This is a genomic window from Duganella caerulea (genome assembly GCF_040362985.1).
Taxonomy (GTDB): Bacteria; Pseudomonadota; Gammaproteobacteria; order Burkholderiales; family Burkholderiaceae_D; genus Rugamonas; species Rugamonas vulcania.
The window spans coordinates 572,086-589,186 of sequence record NZ_BPWJ01000005.1 but is presented as its reverse complement, the minus strand read 5'-3'; the positions used below and the strand labels follow the sequence as shown (position 1 = coordinate 589,186).

14 protein-coding genes are annotated in these 17,101 nt (G+C 64.6%); 6 read left to right on the top strand and 8 right to left on the bottom strand.

Annotation, left to right across the window (positions count from 1 at the left end):
• Window positions 1-49: 49 nt before the first annotated feature.
• From ACUJB0_RS18405 to ACUJB0_RS18390, 4 genes are read right to left on the bottom strand one after another with little or no spacing between them, the layout of a single operon-like run.
• Entirely contained in the window at window positions 50-2,479 is a 2,430-nt protein-coding gene (locus tag ACUJB0_RS18405; protein ID WP_444846455.1) for an ABC transporter permease, read from the bottom strand.
• A 12-nt stretch (window positions 2,480-2,491) separates the two neighbouring features.
• On the bottom strand, window positions 2,492-4,882 hold the full coding sequence (locus tag ACUJB0_RS18400) for an ABC transporter permease (protein WP_444846454.1): 2,391 nt from the start codon (window positions 4,880-4,882) through the stop codon (window positions 2,492-2,494).
• Between the two features lie 17 nt (window positions 4,883-4,899).
• Window positions 4,900-5,580, bottom strand: a complete 681-nt coding sequence (locus ACUJB0_RS18395) for an ABC transporter ATP-binding protein (protein ID WP_161085091.1) — start codon at window positions 5,578-5,580, stop codon at window positions 4,900-4,902.
• Window positions 5,581-5,611: 31 nt separating this feature from the next.
• Complete coding sequence (locus ACUJB0_RS18390) at window positions 5,612-6,916, bottom strand: efflux RND transporter periplasmic adaptor subunit (RefSeq protein ID WP_444846453.1); 1,305 nt, start codon at window positions 6,914-6,916, stop codon at window positions 5,612-5,614.
• A gap of 191 nt (window positions 6,917-7,107) precedes the next feature.
• Here ACUJB0_RS18390 and ACUJB0_RS18385 point away from each other — a divergent pair, with 191 nt between their 5' ends.
• Both ACUJB0_RS18385 and ACUJB0_RS18380 read left to right on the top strand, forming a co-directional pair.
• The gene (locus tag ACUJB0_RS18385; RefSeq protein ID WP_444846452.1) at window positions 7,108-8,577 is read left to right on the top strand and encodes a sigma-54-dependent transcriptional regulator; all 1,470 of its coding nucleotides are present in this window, start codon (window positions 7,108-7,110) and stop codon (window positions 8,575-8,577) included.
• A complete protein-coding gene (locus ACUJB0_RS18380; RefSeq protein ID WP_444846451.1) occupies window positions 8,567-9,814 on the top strand; it encodes a sensor histidine kinase in 1,248 nt (415 codons plus the stop codon). Before ACUJB0_RS18385 ends, ACUJB0_RS18380 begins: the two co-directional genes overlap by 11 nt.
• On the opposite strand, the gene ACUJB0_RS18375 is transcribed toward ACUJB0_RS18380, so the two are convergent.
• Window positions 9,811-10,263 (bottom strand): GNAT family N-acetyltransferase, encoded by a 453-nt coding sequence (locus ACUJB0_RS18375; RefSeq protein ID WP_161086643.1) that lies wholly within the window; start codon window positions 10,261-10,263, stop codon window positions 9,811-9,813. The genes ACUJB0_RS18380 and ACUJB0_RS18375 overlap by 4 nt on opposite strands.
• A 94-nt stretch (window positions 10,264-10,357) precedes the next feature.
• Entirely contained in the window at window positions 10,358-10,783 is a 426-nt protein-coding gene (locus tag ACUJB0_RS18370; RefSeq protein WP_444846450.1) for an organic hydroperoxide resistance protein, read from the bottom strand.
• Window positions 10,784-11,042: 259 nt separating this feature from the next.
• Between ACUJB0_RS18370 and ACUJB0_RS18365 the strand changes: the two genes are divergently transcribed.
• The 4 genes from ACUJB0_RS18365 (at window position 11,043) to ACUJB0_RS18350 (ending at window position 14,881) form a co-directional block, all read left to right on the top strand.
• Window positions 11,043-12,980: a PatA/PatG family cyanobactin maturation protease gene (locus ACUJB0_RS18365; RefSeq protein WP_444846449.1), complete on the top strand. Its 1,938-nt coding sequence runs from the start codon at window positions 11,043-11,045 to the stop codon at window positions 12,978-12,980.
• Between the two features lie 122 nt (window positions 12,981-13,102).
• Complete coding sequence (locus tag ACUJB0_RS18360; protein ID WP_117012454.1) at window positions 13,103-13,306, top strand: hypothetical protein; 204 nt, start codon at window positions 13,103-13,105, stop codon at window positions 13,304-13,306.
• A gap of 138 nt (window positions 13,307-13,444) precedes the next feature.
• On the top strand, window positions 13,445-13,660 hold the full coding sequence (locus tag ACUJB0_RS18355) for a hypothetical protein (RefSeq protein ID WP_161086640.1): 216 nt from the start codon (window positions 13,445-13,447) through the stop codon (window positions 13,658-13,660).
• A gap of 24 nt (window positions 13,661-13,684) precedes the next feature.
• Entirely contained in the window at window positions 13,685-14,881 is a 1,197-nt protein-coding gene (locus ACUJB0_RS18350) for a hypothetical protein (RefSeq protein WP_444846448.1), read from the top strand.
• On the opposite strand, the gene ACUJB0_RS18345 is transcribed toward ACUJB0_RS18350, so the two are convergent.
• Both ACUJB0_RS18345 and ACUJB0_RS18340 read right to left on the bottom strand, forming a co-directional pair.
• Window positions 14,824-15,714 carry a serine/threonine-protein kinase gene (locus ACUJB0_RS18345; RefSeq protein WP_444846447.1) on the bottom strand — a complete coding sequence of 297 codons (891 nt, stop codon included), beginning with the start codon at window positions 15,712-15,714 and terminating at the stop codon, window positions 14,824-14,826. The two genes, ACUJB0_RS18350 and ACUJB0_RS18345, sit on opposite strands and share 58 nt — an antisense overlap.
• Window positions 15,715-15,882: 168 nt before the next feature.
• A complete protein-coding gene (locus ACUJB0_RS18340) occupies window positions 15,883-16,851 on the bottom strand; it encodes an FHA domain-containing protein (protein WP_444846446.1) in 969 nt (322 codons plus the stop codon).
• Between the last annotated feature and the right edge of the window lie 250 nt (window positions 16,852-17,101).

The following is a 17,101-nucleotide window of genomic DNA, read 5'->3' as shown; positions in this document are numbered from 1 at the left end:
GCAGAAAAAAAGCAGCCATCCGGCTGCTTTTTTTTCGCCCGCGTTGCGGCTAGTCGCGCAGCGCCTGCGCCGGCGCGATGCGCATCGCGGCCACGGTGTGGCGGATGGTGGCCATCGCCACGACCAGCAGCGCGAACGCCAGCGCCGCCGCCGGCGCCCAGCCGCCCAGCGCCGAACGCTCGGAGTAGTCGGACAGATAGCGCTCGATGGCCAGCCACGCCAGCGGCAGGCCCACCGCCGCCGCGGCGGCCGTCAGCAGCAGGAATTCGCGGCTGACCAGCACCGCGATGGCGTCGCGACCGGCGCCGTGCAGCTTGCGCAGCACGATCTCGCGTGCGCGCCGCTGCACGCTGTGCGCCGCCAGCACGTAGATGCCGAAGGCGGCCAGCGCGAACACCACCGCCGTGGCGCAGGCCAGCAACCTGGCCAGGCGCACATCGTCGGCGTAGGCCTGCGCGTAGTAGCTGCCGGCCGCGCGTATCACCGGTTCGCTGTCCGGGAAATAGCGGCTCCAGGCGGTGGCGATGTCCCGCTCCAGCGACTCGCGGCTGCGCGGGTCCGATGCGGCGCGCATGCGCACCGTCAGCAGCTGGTTGTCGCGGGTGATCTGGTACAGGGTAGGGCGCACCGGATCGCGCAGCGTCTCCCAGCGTGGATCGGGCGCCACGCCGACGATGCGGAACTGCGTGCCGCCGATGCGTTGTCCCAGTGCCTGCTGCGCGGACGGCCAGCCCAGCGCAAGCACCGCCGCCTGGTTGATCACGACGTTTTGCTCGCCGTCGTCGGTGGCGCCTTCGATGCGCGGATCGAACATGCGTCCGGCCAGCGCCTTCAGGCCGTACACGTTGAAGAAATCCGGCCCGACAAAATGGATCGACAGTGGTGTGCTGCTGCCGTCCACACGCTGGAACGTGCCACTGCCGTGCGTGCCGGTCATGTCGTTGCGACCCGGGACGTCACGGCTGTCGGCCACGCCCGCCACGCCGGGCAACTTTGCGATGGCTTCGCGCAGCGAGCGGGCGGCGGGGCTGTCGCGCAGGTTGGCCTTCATCTCCACCACCAGCAGCGGCGCGGGATCGAAGCCCGGTGGCGCCGCGGAGGCGAACTGCGTCTGCCACAGGATCGCCAGCGCCACGCTGCCCATGCACATGGCGACGCTAAACTGCACCGTCGTCAGCACGCGGCGCAGCCACGCGCCGCCGGCGGTTTCGCCGCTGCGGTGCGCCAGCGCGGCTCCCATGTCGACGCCGCGCGCCAGCCAGCCCGGATAGACGCCGGCCGCCGCGCCGACCAGGGTACCGAACAGCAGGCACGCGCCGACCACCATCGGCGTGAACAAGCCGTCCAGGGGGCGCTCCAGCAGGTCCGAGGCCAGCGGCTGCAGCAGCCACGCCACCAGCACGCCCAGCGCGGCGGCGCCGACGGACAGCAGCATCGATTCGGCCATGAACTGGGTCAGCAGCTGATGCGTGGTGGCGCCCAGTACGCGGCGCATGGCGATCTCGCGCTGGCGGCGCAAGGTGCGCACCGTGGCGAGATTGACGTAGTTGACCACCGCGAGCAGCAGTATCAGCAGGCCGGTGGCGCCGAGCGCCAGCACCACGCGCATGTCGCCGCGCGGGCCGGTGCCCATGGTGTTGGCGACGCTGCGGTCGAAGTAGGCGTCGGCCAGTGGACCGAGGGCGATATCGACCATCTTGCGCCGGGCCAGCGCCGCCTTCATTTCCGGCGTCGCCAGGTTATCCCACGGCGCGCGGTCGATCGTGTCCTGCAGCACCCGCTGCAAGGCTTGTGGCGTGGTACCGGGACCGGTCTTGACGTAGATGCGGCCACCGATGCTCATCCAGCTGGACATTGCCTCCTGCCGTTCCTTCTCCGGCCACAGCGCGCTGTCCACGCCGACCAGCGCCTTGAATTGCAGCGTGCTGTTGGACGGCCGGTCCGCCAGCACGGCGCGCACCTGCAGCGCCTGGCGATTGATTTCGATGGTGCGGCCCAGCGCCTGCGTGGTGCCGAACAAGCGCAGCGCGGTTTGCCGGGTCACGGCCAGGCCGTCGGGCCGGGTCAGCGCGGCGTGCAGGTCGCCTTCCAGCGCGGACAGGCCGCTGATGGACTGGAAGGCCGGATCGACCGCCGTCACGTCCAGTTCCTGCGTGCGCCCCTGCAGTTGCAGCGTGGCCTGGCGAGGCCACCAGGCGCTGACCTCCAGCTGCAGGCCGCTGCGCAGCGCCACCTCGCGCAGCGCGAACGGCGTGTACTCCATCCACTGCGGCTGCGGGATGAAGTTCAGCCGGTGCTTGATGACGAACACCCGCTCGCGCTGCGGCACGTCGTTGTCGTAGCTGAAGGAGTAGGCCACAAAGCCCAGCAGCAGGAAGCAGACGGCGAAGCCTGTCGCCAGCCCGAGTATCTCCACCGCCGATTGGAGTGGATGGCGCAGCAGCAGGCGCCAGCCGATGCGGAAGTCGCTTGGTTTCATCTTGTTCTCCGGTTAGTCGCGCAGTGCCAGCGCGGGGGACATGCGCAGGGCGGTCGCGGTGTGTCGGGTGGTCGCCAGCAGCGCCACCAGCAGCGCCATTGCCAGCGCGGCGGCCAGCGTCCATACGCCGATGGGCGCGTGCTCCGTGTACTCGGCCAGGTAGCGCTGGATCGCCACCGCCGCCAGCGGCAGGCCGATCAAAGCACCGGCGCCCACCAGCGCCGAGAACTCGCGGCCCATCATCAGCGCGATGTCGACGCGGCCGGCGCCGTGCAGTTTGCGCATCACGATCTCGCGCCGGCTGCGCTGCACGCTGTAGGCGGACAGCACGTAGATGCCGAACGCCGCCAGCGCGATCGCTATCAGGCTGGTGAAGGCCAGTATCCGTATCAGGCGCTTTTCAGTGCCGTAGCGTTCTTCAAGCACCGCCTGTTGCGTTTTCATTTCCATGATGGCGTTGGGGAAGTGGCGGCGCCATACCGGTTCGATCGCGCCGTACGCGGTCTCGAGGCTGTCGCTGGTGCGTACCATCACCACGCCGCCGGGACGGACGAAATACACGACCGCCTTCGACGGCTGGTGCAGTCCCTGGAAGCGCACGTCCGGCGCCACGCCGACGATTTCCATCCCGCCGGGCACCACCTGGCCGACCGCGTCCTGCGGCGACGCATAACCCAGCGCCAGCGCGGCGGCGGTGTTGACCACCACGCGCGGGACCTTGCTGTACTCGACATCCTGCGCCGCGTTGTACACGCGTCCTTGCAAGGCCTTCAGGCGGACCAGCTCAAACCAGTTGGCGCTGACGTTTTTGCCCTCCAGCGGGATCTCGCGGCCATCCCGCGTCGTCACCGTGTTGGTCAGCTTCATGCCGTCCCGGCCCACCGCTTCCGAAATGGAGGCCACGCCTTCAACGCGCGGCAGCCGGGCAACCTGCTCCATGAAGGAGACGGCGGCTTGCCTGTCCTCCCCATAGAACGGCAGGTTCAGCACCAGCAGGTGGGCCGGATCGAAGCCGGGTTTGGCGTGGCTGGCAAAATACGTCTGCCAGCCGACCGCCAGCGCCGTCGCGGACAGCGCCATCGCACTGGAAAACTGAAGCACCGTCAGCACGCGCCGCACCCACAAGCCGGCGGCGGTTTCGCTGCTGCCGCGTCCCGCGAGCGCAGGCCCCGGCAGCGCATGCTGCGCCAGCCAGGCGGGATAAGCGCCGGCGCACAGGCCGATGAACAGCCCGAACGCCAACGCGACCAGGCAGCGCAAGGGCGTGAACATGCCGGCCAGTGGACGGTTCATCAGATCGGAGAACGTTGGCAGCAGCAGCCACGCCAGCACCAGGCCAGCGGCGGCGGCCAGCAAGGAGGTCAGCGCCGCCTCGCTGAGGAACTGGCGCACCAGCCGTGCCGCGCTGGCGCCCAGCAGCTTGCGGATGCCGATCTCGCGCTGGCGGCGCAAGGTGCGCACGGTCGCCAGGTTGACGTAGTTGATCGCCGCCAGCAGCAGGATCAGGAAGCCCCCGGCCGCCATGCCGAATACGCTGCCGCGCCGGCCATACTGCTCGCCCGCGCGGCTGTTGGCCAAGCCCTCGTCGAAGTAGGCGTCGCGCAGCGGCAGCAGGCTGATATCGGCCACATTGCGGCCGTTCAGTCCTTTGCCCAATGGGCCGCTTTTCACCCGCTGGTTGATCGGCGACTTCTCGCTGGCCTCCTGCAGCAGCGCCGTCAACGCCTGCATCGACGCCCCGGGCTTGAGCTTCATGTAGACCGTGCCGCGGCCCCATTTGCTGATCGCTGTCTCGCGCTCCGGCCATGCGCTGCTGGCGGTGCCGACCAACGCCTCGTATTGCTGGCTGCTGTTGGCCGGAGGATCAGGCATCAGCGCCCGTACCTGCAGCACCGTGCCGTCGATCGTGACGGTCTGCCCGATCGCCGGGTTGGCGCCGAACAGCTTTTGCGCGCCGGTTCGCGTCAACGCCAAGCCGTCCGGCTGTGTCAGCGCCGCGTTCAAGTCGCCCTGCAAGGCGGCGATGCCGAACATGGTGCGAAAAGCGGGATCGACCACTTGCAGGTCCAGCGCACGGAGCTCGTTGCCGGCGCGTAGTGGCGAGTCCAGTTCGCTGGCGACGCTGGCCTCGGACACCAGGCCGCTGGCGATGGCGACGTCGCGCAAGGGCAGGAAGGCGCGGGTCTGCCATTCCGGGCGCGGGAAGACGTTGATGCGCTGCTTGACCACGACCACGCGGTCATTGTCGGGTATTGCGCCGTTGAAGTTGAGGCAGAATTCGACAAAGCCGAACAGCAGGAAGCAGGCGGCAAAGCCGATGGCGAGGCCGCCGATCACCACGGCGGAGTAGGCCGGCTGCTGCAGCAGCAGCCGCCAGCCTATGCGAAAGTCGCGCAGGTTCATTGATGTGATCCTGACGCTTAAGCGGCTTGCAGTACGTCGACCATGATGCGGCCGTCCAGCAGGTTCAGTGTGCGCGAAGCCTGCGCGGCATGGTCCGGCGAGTGCGTGACCATGACCACCGTCGTGCCTTCGGCGTTAATCTCGCGCAGCAGGCGCATGACTTCGTCGCCGTGCGCCGTGTCCAGGTTACCGGTGGGTTCATCGGCCAGCAGGACGGCGGGGCCGGCCACCAGCGCGCGCGCGATCGCCACGCGCTGCTGCTGGCCGCCCGACAGCTGCGATGGCCGGTGCGAGGCGCGATGGCCGACACCCAGCTTGGCGAGCATCGCCGTCACGCGCTCGCGCCGTTCGCGCGCCGGCGTGCCGTTGTATTCCAGCGCCAGTTCGACGTTCTCGAACACCGTCAATTCCTCGATCAGGTTGAAGCTCTGGAAGATGAAGCCGATGCGGCCGCGCCGCAGCTGGTTCAGTTTCGATTCGCTCCAGCCGGCCACGTTCTGGCCCTCGAACCAGTACTCCCCGTGGTTCGGCACGTCCAGCAGGCCCAGTATGCCCAGCATGGTCGACTTGCCGCAGCCGGAAGGCCCGGTGATGGCGACGTATTCGCCCGCTTCGATTTCCAGGTCGATGCGGTCCAGCGCTGTGGTCTGGATTTCTCCCGCCTGATGGATTTTGCTGACGCCGACAAGTTTGATCATGGGGTTTGCCTCTGTTGGTAGTTATGGGAATTTACTGCGTTATTTGAAGCCGTGGTGAATTTCCGTAGGCCGCGTAGCTGGACAGGATCACCTTGTCGCCGGCGGACAGGCCTTCGAGCACTTCCAGCTGGCTGTTGTTGCGGCGGCCGATCCTCACCGCGCGGCGCTGCGCCGTGCGTCCGCCGGCATCCAGCACGTAGACCCAGGCGCCGCCGCTGTCGTTGATGAAGGCGCCGTTCGGCAGCAGCAGCGCCTTGGCCGGCTCGCCCAGCGTGATGCGCGCGTCCAGGCTCTGGCCGGGATTGAGCACCGGCGGCTGGCCGCCGGTGAACACCAGTTCCACCATGAAGCGGCCTTCCTTGATCTGCGGGTAGATGGTGCGGATGTCGACCGCGAAGTTGCGCTCATCCTGCTTGACGCTGCCGTGCCGGCCCACCGCCATGCGGTTCAGGTAGTACTCGTCCACGCTGGCGGAGAGTTTGAAGCGCGCCGGATCGTCGATGCGGCCGATGTTCTTGCCGGTGCTGATCGATTCGCCCACCTGCAGGTGGAAGTTGGTCAGCCGGCCTTCGACCGGCGCCCGCACGGCCAGTGCATCGACCGTGGCGGCGACCAGTTTCAGGCCGGAGTTCAGCCCTTCGATGGCGGTTTCCAGTTGCGTTGCCGCGCTGCGGCGCACGTTTTCCTCGGTGCCGGACGCGCGTTCCTCCTGCGCCAGCAGACGGCGCTGCTGTTGCAGCTTGTCGGCCGATTCCTCCAGCGCGACGGCGGAGATGTAGCCCTGCGCCGCCAGCCGCACATTGCGCTCGTGCTGCTTGCGGACCTGCGCCAGCGCGAACTGGAGATCCTCGCGCCGGCGCTGGTGGTCGCTGGCGCTGGCCTCCTGCGCCACGCGCAGATTGGACAGGTTGAAGATGCTGACCGCGTGTTCCGACTGGCGCGCCAGCAGTTCCAGGTTGCGCTGCGGGTTGGAGATGCGGAACAGCAGCTGGCCCTTTTTCACCAGCGTGCCGTCGATGGCGAAGACTTCCTCGACGCGGCCCGATTCGACCGAGTCGAGTATCACGGAATTGAGCGGCTCCGCATTGGCGCGCACCACGATTTCGTCGACGAAGATGCCGCGTTCCGCCTGGCCGATGCGCAGGTCGGCGCCGTCCACCTGCAGGCCGCGCGGCATCCAGGACCACAGGCCGTAGCCGGCCGCCGCGACGGCCAGCGTGGCCGCCACGCCGATCGCGATGGCCTTGCCGCGTTTGCGTGGCACGACGACATCCATCGCCGCGCCGCTGGACGGCAGTTGAGTTGGACTTGGGCCGATATTTTTTTTGATGTGCATACCGCCCATACAGCAAGCGCTGTGCCAAGCCGGAAAACCCTGTATTGACGGCCTGTCCGGCCGGCGCCCGGCGTTCGGTGTCCGCTTATGAACAGCGGCCGGTGTTCGGAACTGAACAATTGCCGCGTGTGTCTGCGGCGCGCGGCCGCAAGCCATGTCCACAGCCGGTGGGCGGCTGCTAGAATGCCTGCATGTCCGCTTACGTTTTGATACTCGATGATGACGCCGATGTCGCCACTGCCGCGCAGTTGCTGCTGCGGCGGCGCTATGGCAAGGTCGCCACGCTGTGCGATCCGGCGGGCTTGCCCGCCTTGCTGGCGCAGGGCGTGCCGGACGTGGTGCTGCTGGACCTGAACTTCACACCCGGTTCCATCGACGGTGCCGAAGGACTGGCGCTGCTGGACCTGTTGCGCTCCCAGTCGCAGCCGCCGGCGGTGATCGCGATGACCGCCTACGCCGACGTGCCGCTGGCGGTGGAAGCGTTGAAGCGCGGCGCCGGCGATTTCATCACCAAGCCCTGGGACAACGCGCGGCTGGTGGCCGCCATCGACCAGGCGCTGGCCCGTCGCGCCGCCATGCGTGGCCCGGCCGCGGCGGCGCCCGACCTGATGGGCGAATCGTCGGCGATGCGTGAGCTGAAGGCATTGATCGCCAGCGTGGCGCCGACCGAGGCCAACGTGATGGTGCTGGGCGAGAACGGCGTCGGCAAGGAGCTGGTGGCGCGCGCCATCCATGCGCTGTCGCGCCGCGCGGCCGGCACACTGCTGGCGGTGGACATGGGGGCGTTGCCGGAATCGACGTTCGAGAGCGAGTTGTTCGGCCATCGCAAAGGCTCGTTCACGGATGCGAAGGCCGACAGGGCGGGGCGCTTCCAGGCCGCGCGCGGCGGTTCGCTGTTTTTGGACGAAATCGGCAACATGCCGCTGGCGGCGCAGGCCAAGCTATTGACCGCGCTGGAACGGCGCGAGGTGACGCCGATCGGCGCCGACAAGCCGGAGGCCATCGACGTGCGCATCGTCAGCGCGACCAATCTGGATGAGGCGCGGCTGTTCGATCCCGCCGTGTTCCGGCCGGACTTGCTGTTCCGGCTGAACACCATCGTGATCCGCGTGCCGCCGCTGCGCGAACGGCGCGAGGATATTCCGCTGCTGCTGGCGCATTATCTGAACCTGTACGCATTGCAGTACGAACGGCCCGCGCGCAATGTGAGCGCGGCCGCGATGGACGGCTTGCTGCGCCACGACTGGCCGGGCAATGTGCGCGCGCTGCGTCATGCCTGCGAGCGTGCCGTGATCCTGGGCCAGGGAACCGAATTTTCCTTGAGCGATTTCGGGCTCGGCGCCAGCATGGCGACGATGGACGGCGGCGCGCAGTTCGCCGCCCCGCCGGGCGTCGCCGCCGCCGCTTCCGCTTTCGCGCGCAGCGCAACGAGCGGCACGACCGGCGGCTCCACCAGCGGGGCGATCAGCAGCGGCGTCAATGGCGCGGGCAGCGGCAGCATCAACGGCGCCGTCGGCGGCGACATGACGCTCGACGCGCTGGAGCGCGAAGCCATCGCCTCGGCGCTGGCCCAGTTCAACGGCAACATCAGCCACGCCGCCAAGTCGCTGGGCGTGAGCCGCGCCGCGCTGTACCGCAAGCTGGGCAAGCATGGCATCTGAGCGCGCCCTCAAGCTGGGCGCCTCCGCCAGCGTCGCCGCCTTGATGGCGCTGGCCGCTGTTGCCGACATCATGTCCGCCACGCCCGAGCCGCGCCGCATCGTGCTGTGCGGCCTGGCCGCCTTAATCCCGGCCGCCACGCTGTGGCAATGCCTGCGCCGCCTGGCTCCCCGCACCCCGCGCATGGAAGCGCATGACAGCACCGTGCCCTATGGCGCCGCATCCGCGGGCCGCGAACTGTCCGACACCCTCCACGCGCTGGAAGCCCGGCTTGAACACGCGCCCATCGCCCTGTTCAGCATCCAGAACGCGGCCGGCGCCGGCGCGGTGGCGCCGCTCAACGCCAGCGCGCGCCGCCTGCTCGCACCAGGCCGCGCCAGCGCGCCGCAGGACCTGCACCAGCTGCTGGCCGCGCAAACCGCCGGCCAACGACAGCTGATCAGCTTTGACACCGAACGTGGCGTGGAGCGCGCATTGGTCGCCGTCTCCGCGCTGGCGATGCAAGGCGCGCCCCAGCGCCTGGCCGCGCTGATGCCGGTGGAGAGCGAACTGGAAGCCGAAGCCCTGAACGCCTGGCGCGAACTGGTGCAGGTGCTGACCCACGAGATCATGAACTCCCTGACGCCGGTCGCCTCGCTGTCGCGCACCGCCTGCGGTCTGCTGGATGAAGCGGCGGCGGGCCTGCCGGCCGATATCCACGCCGACCTGGGCACCGCGCTGGACGCCATCTCGCGCCGCGCCGCAAGCCTGGTGGATTTCGTCGGCAGCTATCGCAGCCTGTCGACGGTGCCGCAGGCGCAGCCGCAGCGGGTGCTGCTGGAGGAGCTGTTCGAACGACTGTCCATGCTGATCGCGCCGCAGTGGCAGGAGCGGGGTGGACGCGTGTCGTTCTCGGTGGAGCCGGCATCGCTGGCGGTGATGATCGATCCGGGGCAGCTGGAGCAGGCGCTCATCAACCTGCTGAAGAACGCCGCTGAAGCCATCACCGGCAAGGCGCCGGAAGCGCAGGTGCGCGCGCGCCTGAGCCGGGGCGGACGCCTGCGCATCGAAGTGGCCGACAACGGCCCCGGCGTGCCGGAGGCGCTGGCCGCGCACATCTTCACGCCGTTCTTCTCGACCAAGAAGCAGGGCCGGGGCATCGGCCTGGCGATGGTGCGGCATCTGGTGCACGCCAACGGCGGCACGGTGCGTTACGCGCGCTCGGTCAGCGCCGGCGCGCGTTTCATGCTGACCTTCTAGCGCACCATGTCGATGTGCAGGATGCCGTCTTCGTCGTAAGGCTCGGTGACTTTCCTGAAGCCGTAGCCGCCGTAGAATTTTTCCAGGTGCGCCTGCGCGCCGATGCGGAAGCCGTAACCGGGATGCAGCGCCTCGGCCAGCGGAATCGCCTTGGCCAGCAGCTCGCGGCCGATGCCGCTGCCGCGCGCGGCCTGCGTGGTCAGCACGCGGCCCAGCGACATCTCGTCGTACTTCACGCCCGGCGGCACGCAGCGCAGGTACGCGACCAGCGTGCGCTTGCCGTCGATCTCGCGCCACGCCATCAGGTGGTGGCACTGCGGATCGCAGCCGTCGATGTCCGGGTACAAACAGGTCTGCTCCAGGATGAACACCTGCTGGCGCTGCAGCAGCACCTCGTACCAGTCCAGGCGGGGGATGTCTTCAAAGGCCAGCCATTGCCACTCAATCATTGCGCGTCCCGATGCGGATCAAAACATCGATTGTATGTGAAAAAGGCCGGCGCCTCGGAGGAGGGGCCGGCCTGTCGTTCGCTGACGGTATCGATTAAACGATGGTCAGGGTCACGTCGATGTTGCCGCGGGTGGCGTTCGAGTATGGGCACACGACGTGGGCGGCGGCGACCAGTTTCTCGGCTTCCGCGCGGTCCAGGCCTGGCAGCGAGATTTTCAGTTCCACTTCGATGCCGAAACCGGTAGGGATGGCGCCGATGCCGACCGTGCCTTCAACCGAAACGTCCGCAGGCACGGCGATCTTGTCGCGGCCGCCGACGAATTTCATCGCGCCGATGAAGCAGGCCGAGTAGCCGGCAGCGAACAGCTGCTCAGGGTTGGTGCCGACGGCGCCGGCGCCGCCCAGTTCTTTCGGGGTGGTCAGCTTCACGTCCAGCACGTTGTCGGAGGAAACAGCACGGCCTTCGCGGCCACCGGTTGCTTTTGCGTTTGCGCGGTACAGAACTTGTTGGATCGACATGATGATTTCCTTTTTAGTGAGTGAGGATGTTTAATTAACTATTAAATCGCAAGCTACTTACTTCTACTATCCGGCGTTGTTTGCAGCGCCCATGACCACACTATAGATTGTGTGCGATTTAATAGCAAGCGATTTTTGAAAATATTTTTGAACTTGCCCGTTATCCGCAGTGCCCCACGGTTATCAGGTGTGGTCGTTTTTGCATGTTGTCCTCCCTACAATTCATCCATCAAACGCACTCTATGGATGGGAACCTGTGATGAACACGCATGTGATCAACGGACTGGCCGAGCTTTGGAAGGACTCGAAGGGGTCTCCAGATATTCGCATTGCGGTACTGGATGGGGTGCCTGACTTGTCTCATCCCTCGCTGCGATCGGCTGACATCAAATCCATCACCACTGGAGCCGCCGGTGCGGTTGGCGGTGCGACGACAAATCATGCGACGCACATCTTCAGCAAGATCTTCGGCGAAGGTGATGGAGACGGAGGCATTCAAGGCTGGGCTCCCGGCTGCAAGGGCATTTCGATCCCGATTTTTTCCGCCGGCCCCAGCAATCGCGTCTCGCAAAGAGACCTGGTCAACGCGCTGCGCATCGCCATCGACCACGAGGTCCAGGTGATCAATATCAGCGGCGGCCAGCTCGTCGCCGCCAACAATGAAGCCGACACATCGCTGCGCGACATCGTGCAGGAGTGCCATGACAAAAACATACTCGTTGTCGCGGCGGCCGGTAATAACGGCTGCGAATGCCGGCACATTCCCGCCAGCTTGCCGCATGTGCTGGCCGTGGGCGCCATGGACAGCAACGGCCAGCCGATGGATTTCAGTAACTGGGGGAATGAATACCTCACGCAAGGAATACTCGCGCCTGGACAGGAAATACTCGGTGCCCAGGCCAATGGCGCAAGCGCTCGCCTGACAGGCACCAGTTTCGCCACCCCACTCGTGTCCGCAGTTGCCGCCCTGCTGCTCTCTATACAACGGAAGAGAGGCATGCCCGCCTCTCCCAACCAGGTGCGTGAGGCACTTCTCGCGAGTGCCTCACCATGCGATCCCCGCTGGGGGTCGGACTGTCGCCGATTCCTGGCCGGGCGTCTGAATATTCAACAGGCCTACGTTCACCTATTCAATGGAGGAAGTGCTATGACTCACCAACAAACAGACGCCGACACCAGCGTCCCATCCATAGTATCGCTCACACCGTCCGGCCTGGAGCCACAAGGGTCCCTGGACACAGTGGCCGCCATGCCGGCCGAGGCGCCCGCGGATTCCGCAGGCGCCGTTAGCGTGGCCGCCGGCGCCACGGGCATCGTTCCATCCGGCGCCAGCGGCATCGTTCCTTCCGGCGCGTGCGGATGCAAGCCGTCATCGTCGTCGCTGGTCTACGCTCTCGGGAAAATCGGCTATGACTTCGGCACCGAAGCCCGCCGCGACGGCTTCACTCAGCTGATGCCTGCCGGCCAGAGCCCCTACAACCCTGAGCAGTTGCTGGCCTATCTGGAAAACCGCGAGTTCGAATCCAGCATGTTGATCTGGACGCTCAACATCGACCTGACCCCCATCTATGCAATCGAACCAAGCGAGCCCTTCGCACGCGACACGTACGGCCTGCTGGTGGGCGCCCTGGAAGGGCAGGTGGCGAAGCCGGATTCCGACGGCTATGTCGAGCGCGTTTCCATTCCAGGCTACCTCACCGGCAAAACGGTGCGGCTGTATTCCGGCCAAGTGGTGCCGGTGATCTCGGTGGTTCCGCGTGGCCTGTACTACTGGAACGTGAACAAGCTGATCGACACTGCGATGAAGGCGGCCAACCTCACCGACAAGGACGACAAGCTGAAGACCGGCCTGCGCGAGTTCCTGAACCGCATCTACTATGACTTCCGCAATCTCGGCACCGCGTCTTCGGAACGGGCCATGAATTTTGCCGCCACCAACGCCTTCCAGGCAATCACCGTATTCGCGGAAAACCTGACGCCGGACGACAACGGGCATTCGCGTCAACTGGCCAAGATCGCCGTGGAGAAGAGCCCCTTCTGCCGTCTCGATTCCGATTGCTGGGACGTCAAGCTGGCCTTCTTCGATCCCGAGAACGATCAGCGCGCATGGCGCATCGTGCGCTACACGATAGACGTGAGCGACGTGATGCCCGTGACGATAGGCGATCCGAAAGCCTGGGCGGCAACCAGCTTCTGATATCCGGCGTATTGCGCCGGGCAGGAAGACACGGGGGAGCAGCGGAGGTGGCGGCTGGTCCGCCTCAAGAGGCCCTCGTGGAGAAATCCAGCCATATTTCAACCTCACTTTGGAGAATCATCATGAAAAAAGCGAACTATGAGTTTTCGAGCAAACAGCACATCGGCATGCCTATGCAGGCCAGCCCTGTGCATCGCACCATGGCCGGCGGCGGCGCCATCTCCGACGCCAGCGGCATCGAGGCATCGGGCTGGTGGGATACGCTGAAGAGCGTGGCCTCCACCGTCGCCCCATATGCTGCCAAAGTCGCGGGCGCCCTGCTGTAAGCGCATGTTTGCGCGCTGACGCACGTCCCCGTTCGGTCTGACCGGGGGGACGGGGTTCCACCGGCCGGCGGCCTTGGCCAGGCGCCGGTGGAATTTCGATGCGTCACGCGCCCCCCAATCAATCCACGCGAGGACATCATGAAGACACGCCACCACCACACAGCTGTGCGCCGCTCCATGCCGGACCAGGCTCAGCCCATCCAACGCAGCATGTACCACGGACCGATACCAAGCCATCCAGACTTCGCGGGAGGATTCTTCAACGTGATTGCGGGGCTGCAGCATCCACATCCATCCATCTGCCACATCCTGTCGCCGGTCGCTCAATGGGATTGCCAGGCCGGCTTCGATTAAGCCATTGCCAGAAAGGACGCCAGCATGTCTGTCTATACCGTTTGCTTCAGCGGCACTGCCTGCACCCGCGATGAGGGAGAAAAGTCGCGCAAGGAAAGCGACCGCGACATCTACACCCCGGACACCGGCTACATCCCGGTTCGCATCCACAAGGAAATCACGGGTACGCTCCAGCCCGGTCGTGCCAGCGCCAGCGTCCGCGGCGTCGGTGAAAACGATTGGGCCTCCCCTCGGGACGATAGCGAGCCGCTCAAGCTTGACGGCCCGCTCGAAGTGCCACCCGATCTGCTCAAGTACACCCAGCCGTATTCAGGCGGTAACCAGTTCTCCTACCCAAGCCAGATTAATGGATGGGCCGCCGTCGCCCTCGCCCTGCACGGCGCCAATCTTGCGGCCGCCAGCGGCGCCGAGCAATACAATCTGATAGGCCATAGCCGGGGCGCGGCTGAATGTATCATGGCCGCATGGTTCCTGTACGCCTATGGTCGCCGGGACGTTACCGTCAACATCTTTGCGATCGACCCCGTTCCCGGTTCAGGCGAATGGTATGGCATCCTGACCCAGTTGCCCCCGAACGTCCTCAATTTCACCGGTATCTATGCCTGGGACCATGTGGGGGGACGCCTTGATGCCGGCTTCATGGCGCTGGTCCCCCGGCCCAACGCGCGCCAGTGCCAGGAAGACCAACCGCCGTTCAAACTAGGGACGACGTGGAAAACGTTAGCCGACCACAATCAACGCGCCGACCCGCTGCAGCTCCAGGCCGGCCGCACGCAACCCAAGGGCTATCAGCTTTATGCTTGCCGGGGACGGCACGGTACAGTAACAGGCAACAGGACATCGGACGGCATGTACGATGCCAGCAAAGCCGATCCCAGCGTGGACCCGGTACCGGAACTGATCTACAAAATGGCGCGGGAACATCTGTCCGACTGGGGCACCTTGTTTGAAACCCCGTGTGCAGTGCAGACCAAGTCAGCCGAGTTGAGCGAAGCGATCCACAAGAATCATGCTACGTTCGACAAAATGGGCGGCGGACCTAACCGAACAAGCACGCTGCCGTGGCGGCCTTTGGTGCGGCGTATTTCGTCAATTTCCGGCCTCAATCCAGCGAACTATTATTACCTGGAGGACGTCGCGGGAGCGCCGCCGGCGCTATCCAACTATCCCGTCACGTCGGAACGGACTGGCAGAGGCTGGGTGGACTGGTCGTATCTGTAAGTGTCAACGCCGACGCCGCGCGGAAGATCCCGCAAGTTGATGTCCAGCAGCTGCCGATAGAGCTGTTGGGCATCACCAGCGCGCTGACGGGGATCCTTATGCAATACTGTCCGCAATAACTCGCCCAACGGGTGCCCGATCAACGGGGCCGGCAGCGGCACCTCATCACCGGCGATCTGTTGCCGGTACAATCGTTCCACGTTTGGGCCGGCGAACACCGGCTGCCCAGCAAGACATTCGAGCCACACCAGTCCCCAGGCATATAAATCGAATTTGGTGCTCGGCGGCGCGCCGAGTAATTGTTCCGGTGCGCTATAAGCGGGAGAAAACAGCCTGCCGCCTGGCGTCCCCGGGGCCATCATCAGCGCACTACCGAGGTCAAATAGCTTGGCCCCCTCATCCACAATCATAATGTTATGCGGCTTGACGTCACAGTGTACGACGCCGCGGTCATGTAGATAAGCCAGCGCCTCCAGGACATGCAACATCGGCGCGCGCGCGGCGATCGCGGCAATCGCCCCTTCCTTGATCAGATGCTCACGCAGCGTGCGGCCATGGAGCAATTCGAATACAGCGAAGTGCGCGCCCCAATCCAATAAGGCGGCCAGTTGTGGGTGCGCCAATTGCCGGTAAAGTGTAATCTCATCGTCTAATTGACGGGAGTCCTGGTCTGCTTTGGGAAACTTGATAGCCACCAGTTCACCGTCCTCCTGACACCGCGCTTTGAATACGTGGCCGAATCCTCCTTCGCCCAATAGCTCAAGCACACGGTAGTGACGTTGAGCGATGCTGGCAACGATGGAGCCAGCTAATAGAGGAGAATGAGATGACAATGCGGCCTTGGCGAAGTCCGGTCATAAAGACAGACTTTACTCAGGCCGCAATTGGCACTCAACCACGTCAAATAACAGCGATCAACGCGGGATAACGGCCAATATTATTGGGCTCGGCTATGCATATAACTACCAACAAAATAAGCGGCGCGGCAAACTATCGCGGAATTATCCCGGAACTGTTTGAAGCGGATCGAACCTGGCCTCCAACCGGGAACCCCGCATAATCTGGAAGCTGAAATCACCAAAGCGCAATTCACCGCGCCGCCTCTCAATGAATCGCTCCCAACAGCGTTCAGCAGGAAGCGCGGTACTGATTTGATGACGCGCGCGGTGCAGCTGCATATTCAAATGTTTGGGCTCGAGCCTCAGCATTTCGGCAAGGCGCTCAGTTGCCAGCCACCCTTGGCTACGCACATCAAAGCCTCGTTGTGCATCGAGCAGGCGCTGGCGCGCCAGCGTCAGTATGCCGTAGTGATGGCTGCGCTCACCCAGCACCGCCTCGCCCCGACCAGTCTGAATGCGCAGCTCAACGTGCTCCTCGTTCTGGCTGACATCAAAACAAAACAAAATCTTCACCGGTTCGCGTGCCAAGCCGACATCGAGCTTGACGGTCTCTTCAGCAGACATGCCGTTGATGTACCGCCAGGAATGCCGCCCCAAGGTCAGCACGTCGCCATCCCTTAGCTCATAGATGCCCGTATCGTCCTCCCATAGCCACTGCCCGCCGTCATCCAAAAATATCATGACTTCCGGCTCATCCACGCTGGGCAAAAAATGCAGTTCCCGTAAGCTGATTGGCTGGTGCAGAGAATCTAGAGGTAACAGCAGCGGACGTGGCGGATCCAGATTGATGACAGTCCAACTGCGTCGCCTGTCACTTCCAAAATGTATGGTCTTTCCTTCGCTGATTTCAACACAGCCGTTCGGTACGACTACCTTCTGGTCAACAAAAGTACCGTTGCGGCTGTGGTCGAATAATAGCCAGCTCTTGCCGTTCCACCTTATCGAAGCATGAATAAGTGACACATCTGCCTGGTCAAGCACGGTATCGGCCCGCCACAAGCTTCGTCCAAAAAGATGCAATGCGCGTAAAAAAAGAAGCTGTTTCGCGCCACTTTCTTGTAAGATCGCCACGTCATTGTCCTTCGCTAGATGTTAAATGAGTCACCTATAAGTAGATTCGCCATTCGGTTTGAATGGCGTCTGGATATCAATCCAATTCGCGATAAAAAAAATGGAGGCTGCCCGGAACAATCAACGTCGGTTCCGACTTTTGGAAGTTGGTTTTTTTTCCACTTTACACGTGGGCCATAGCCAACAATCTATTGAATTGTCACTTGAAGAAAATGCACATCTGGAACCGCGTGGTCGAGCGCGTGGTGCG

What these genes read in the sequence shown, in the direction of transcription:
- ACUJB0_RS18405 (WP_444846455.1), bottom strand. Translation starts at nt 2,479, where the DNA reads ATGAAACCAAGCGACTTCCGCATCGGCTGGCGCCTGCTGCTGCGCCAT.
- ACUJB0_RS18400 (WP_444846454.1), bottom strand. Translation starts at nt 4,882, where the DNA reads ATGAACCTGCGCGACTTTCGCATAGGCTGGCGGCTGCTGCTGCAGCAG.
- ACUJB0_RS18395 (WP_161085091.1), bottom strand. Translation starts at nt 5,580, where the DNA reads ATGATCAAACTTGTCGGCGTCAGCAAAATCCATCAGGCGGGAGAAATC.
- ACUJB0_RS18390 (WP_444846453.1), bottom strand. Translation starts at nt 6,916, where the DNA reads ATGCACATCAAAAAAAATATCGGCCCAAGTCCAACTCAACTGCCGTCC.
- ACUJB0_RS18385 (WP_444846452.1), top strand. Translation starts at nt 7,108, where the DNA reads ATGTCCGCTTACGTTTTGATACTCGATGATGACGCCGATGTCGCCACT.
- ACUJB0_RS18380 (WP_444846451.1), top strand. Translation starts at nt 8,567, where the DNA reads ATGGCATCTGAGCGCGCCCTCAAGCTGGGCGCCTCCGCCAGCGTCGCC.
- ACUJB0_RS18375 (WP_161086643.1), bottom strand. Translation starts at nt 10,263, where the DNA reads ATGATTGAGTGGCAATGGCTGGCCTTTGAAGACATCCCCCGCCTGGAC.
- ACUJB0_RS18370 (WP_444846450.1), bottom strand. Translation starts at nt 10,783, where the DNA reads ATGTCGATCCAACAAGTTCTGTACCGCGCAAACGCAAAAGCAACCGGT.
- ACUJB0_RS18365 (WP_444846449.1), top strand. Translation starts at nt 11,043, where the DNA reads ATGAACACGCATGTGATCAACGGACTGGCCGAGCTTTGGAAGGACTCG.
- ACUJB0_RS18360 (WP_117012454.1), top strand. Translation starts at nt 13,103, where the DNA reads ATGAAAAAAGCGAACTATGAGTTTTCGAGCAAACAGCACATCGGCATG.
- ACUJB0_RS18355 (WP_161086640.1), top strand. Translation starts at nt 13,445, where the DNA reads ATGAAGACACGCCACCACCACACAGCTGTGCGCCGCTCCATGCCGGAC.
- ACUJB0_RS18350 (WP_444846448.1), top strand. Translation starts at nt 13,685, where the DNA reads ATGTCTGTCTATACCGTTTGCTTCAGCGGCACTGCCTGCACCCGCGAT.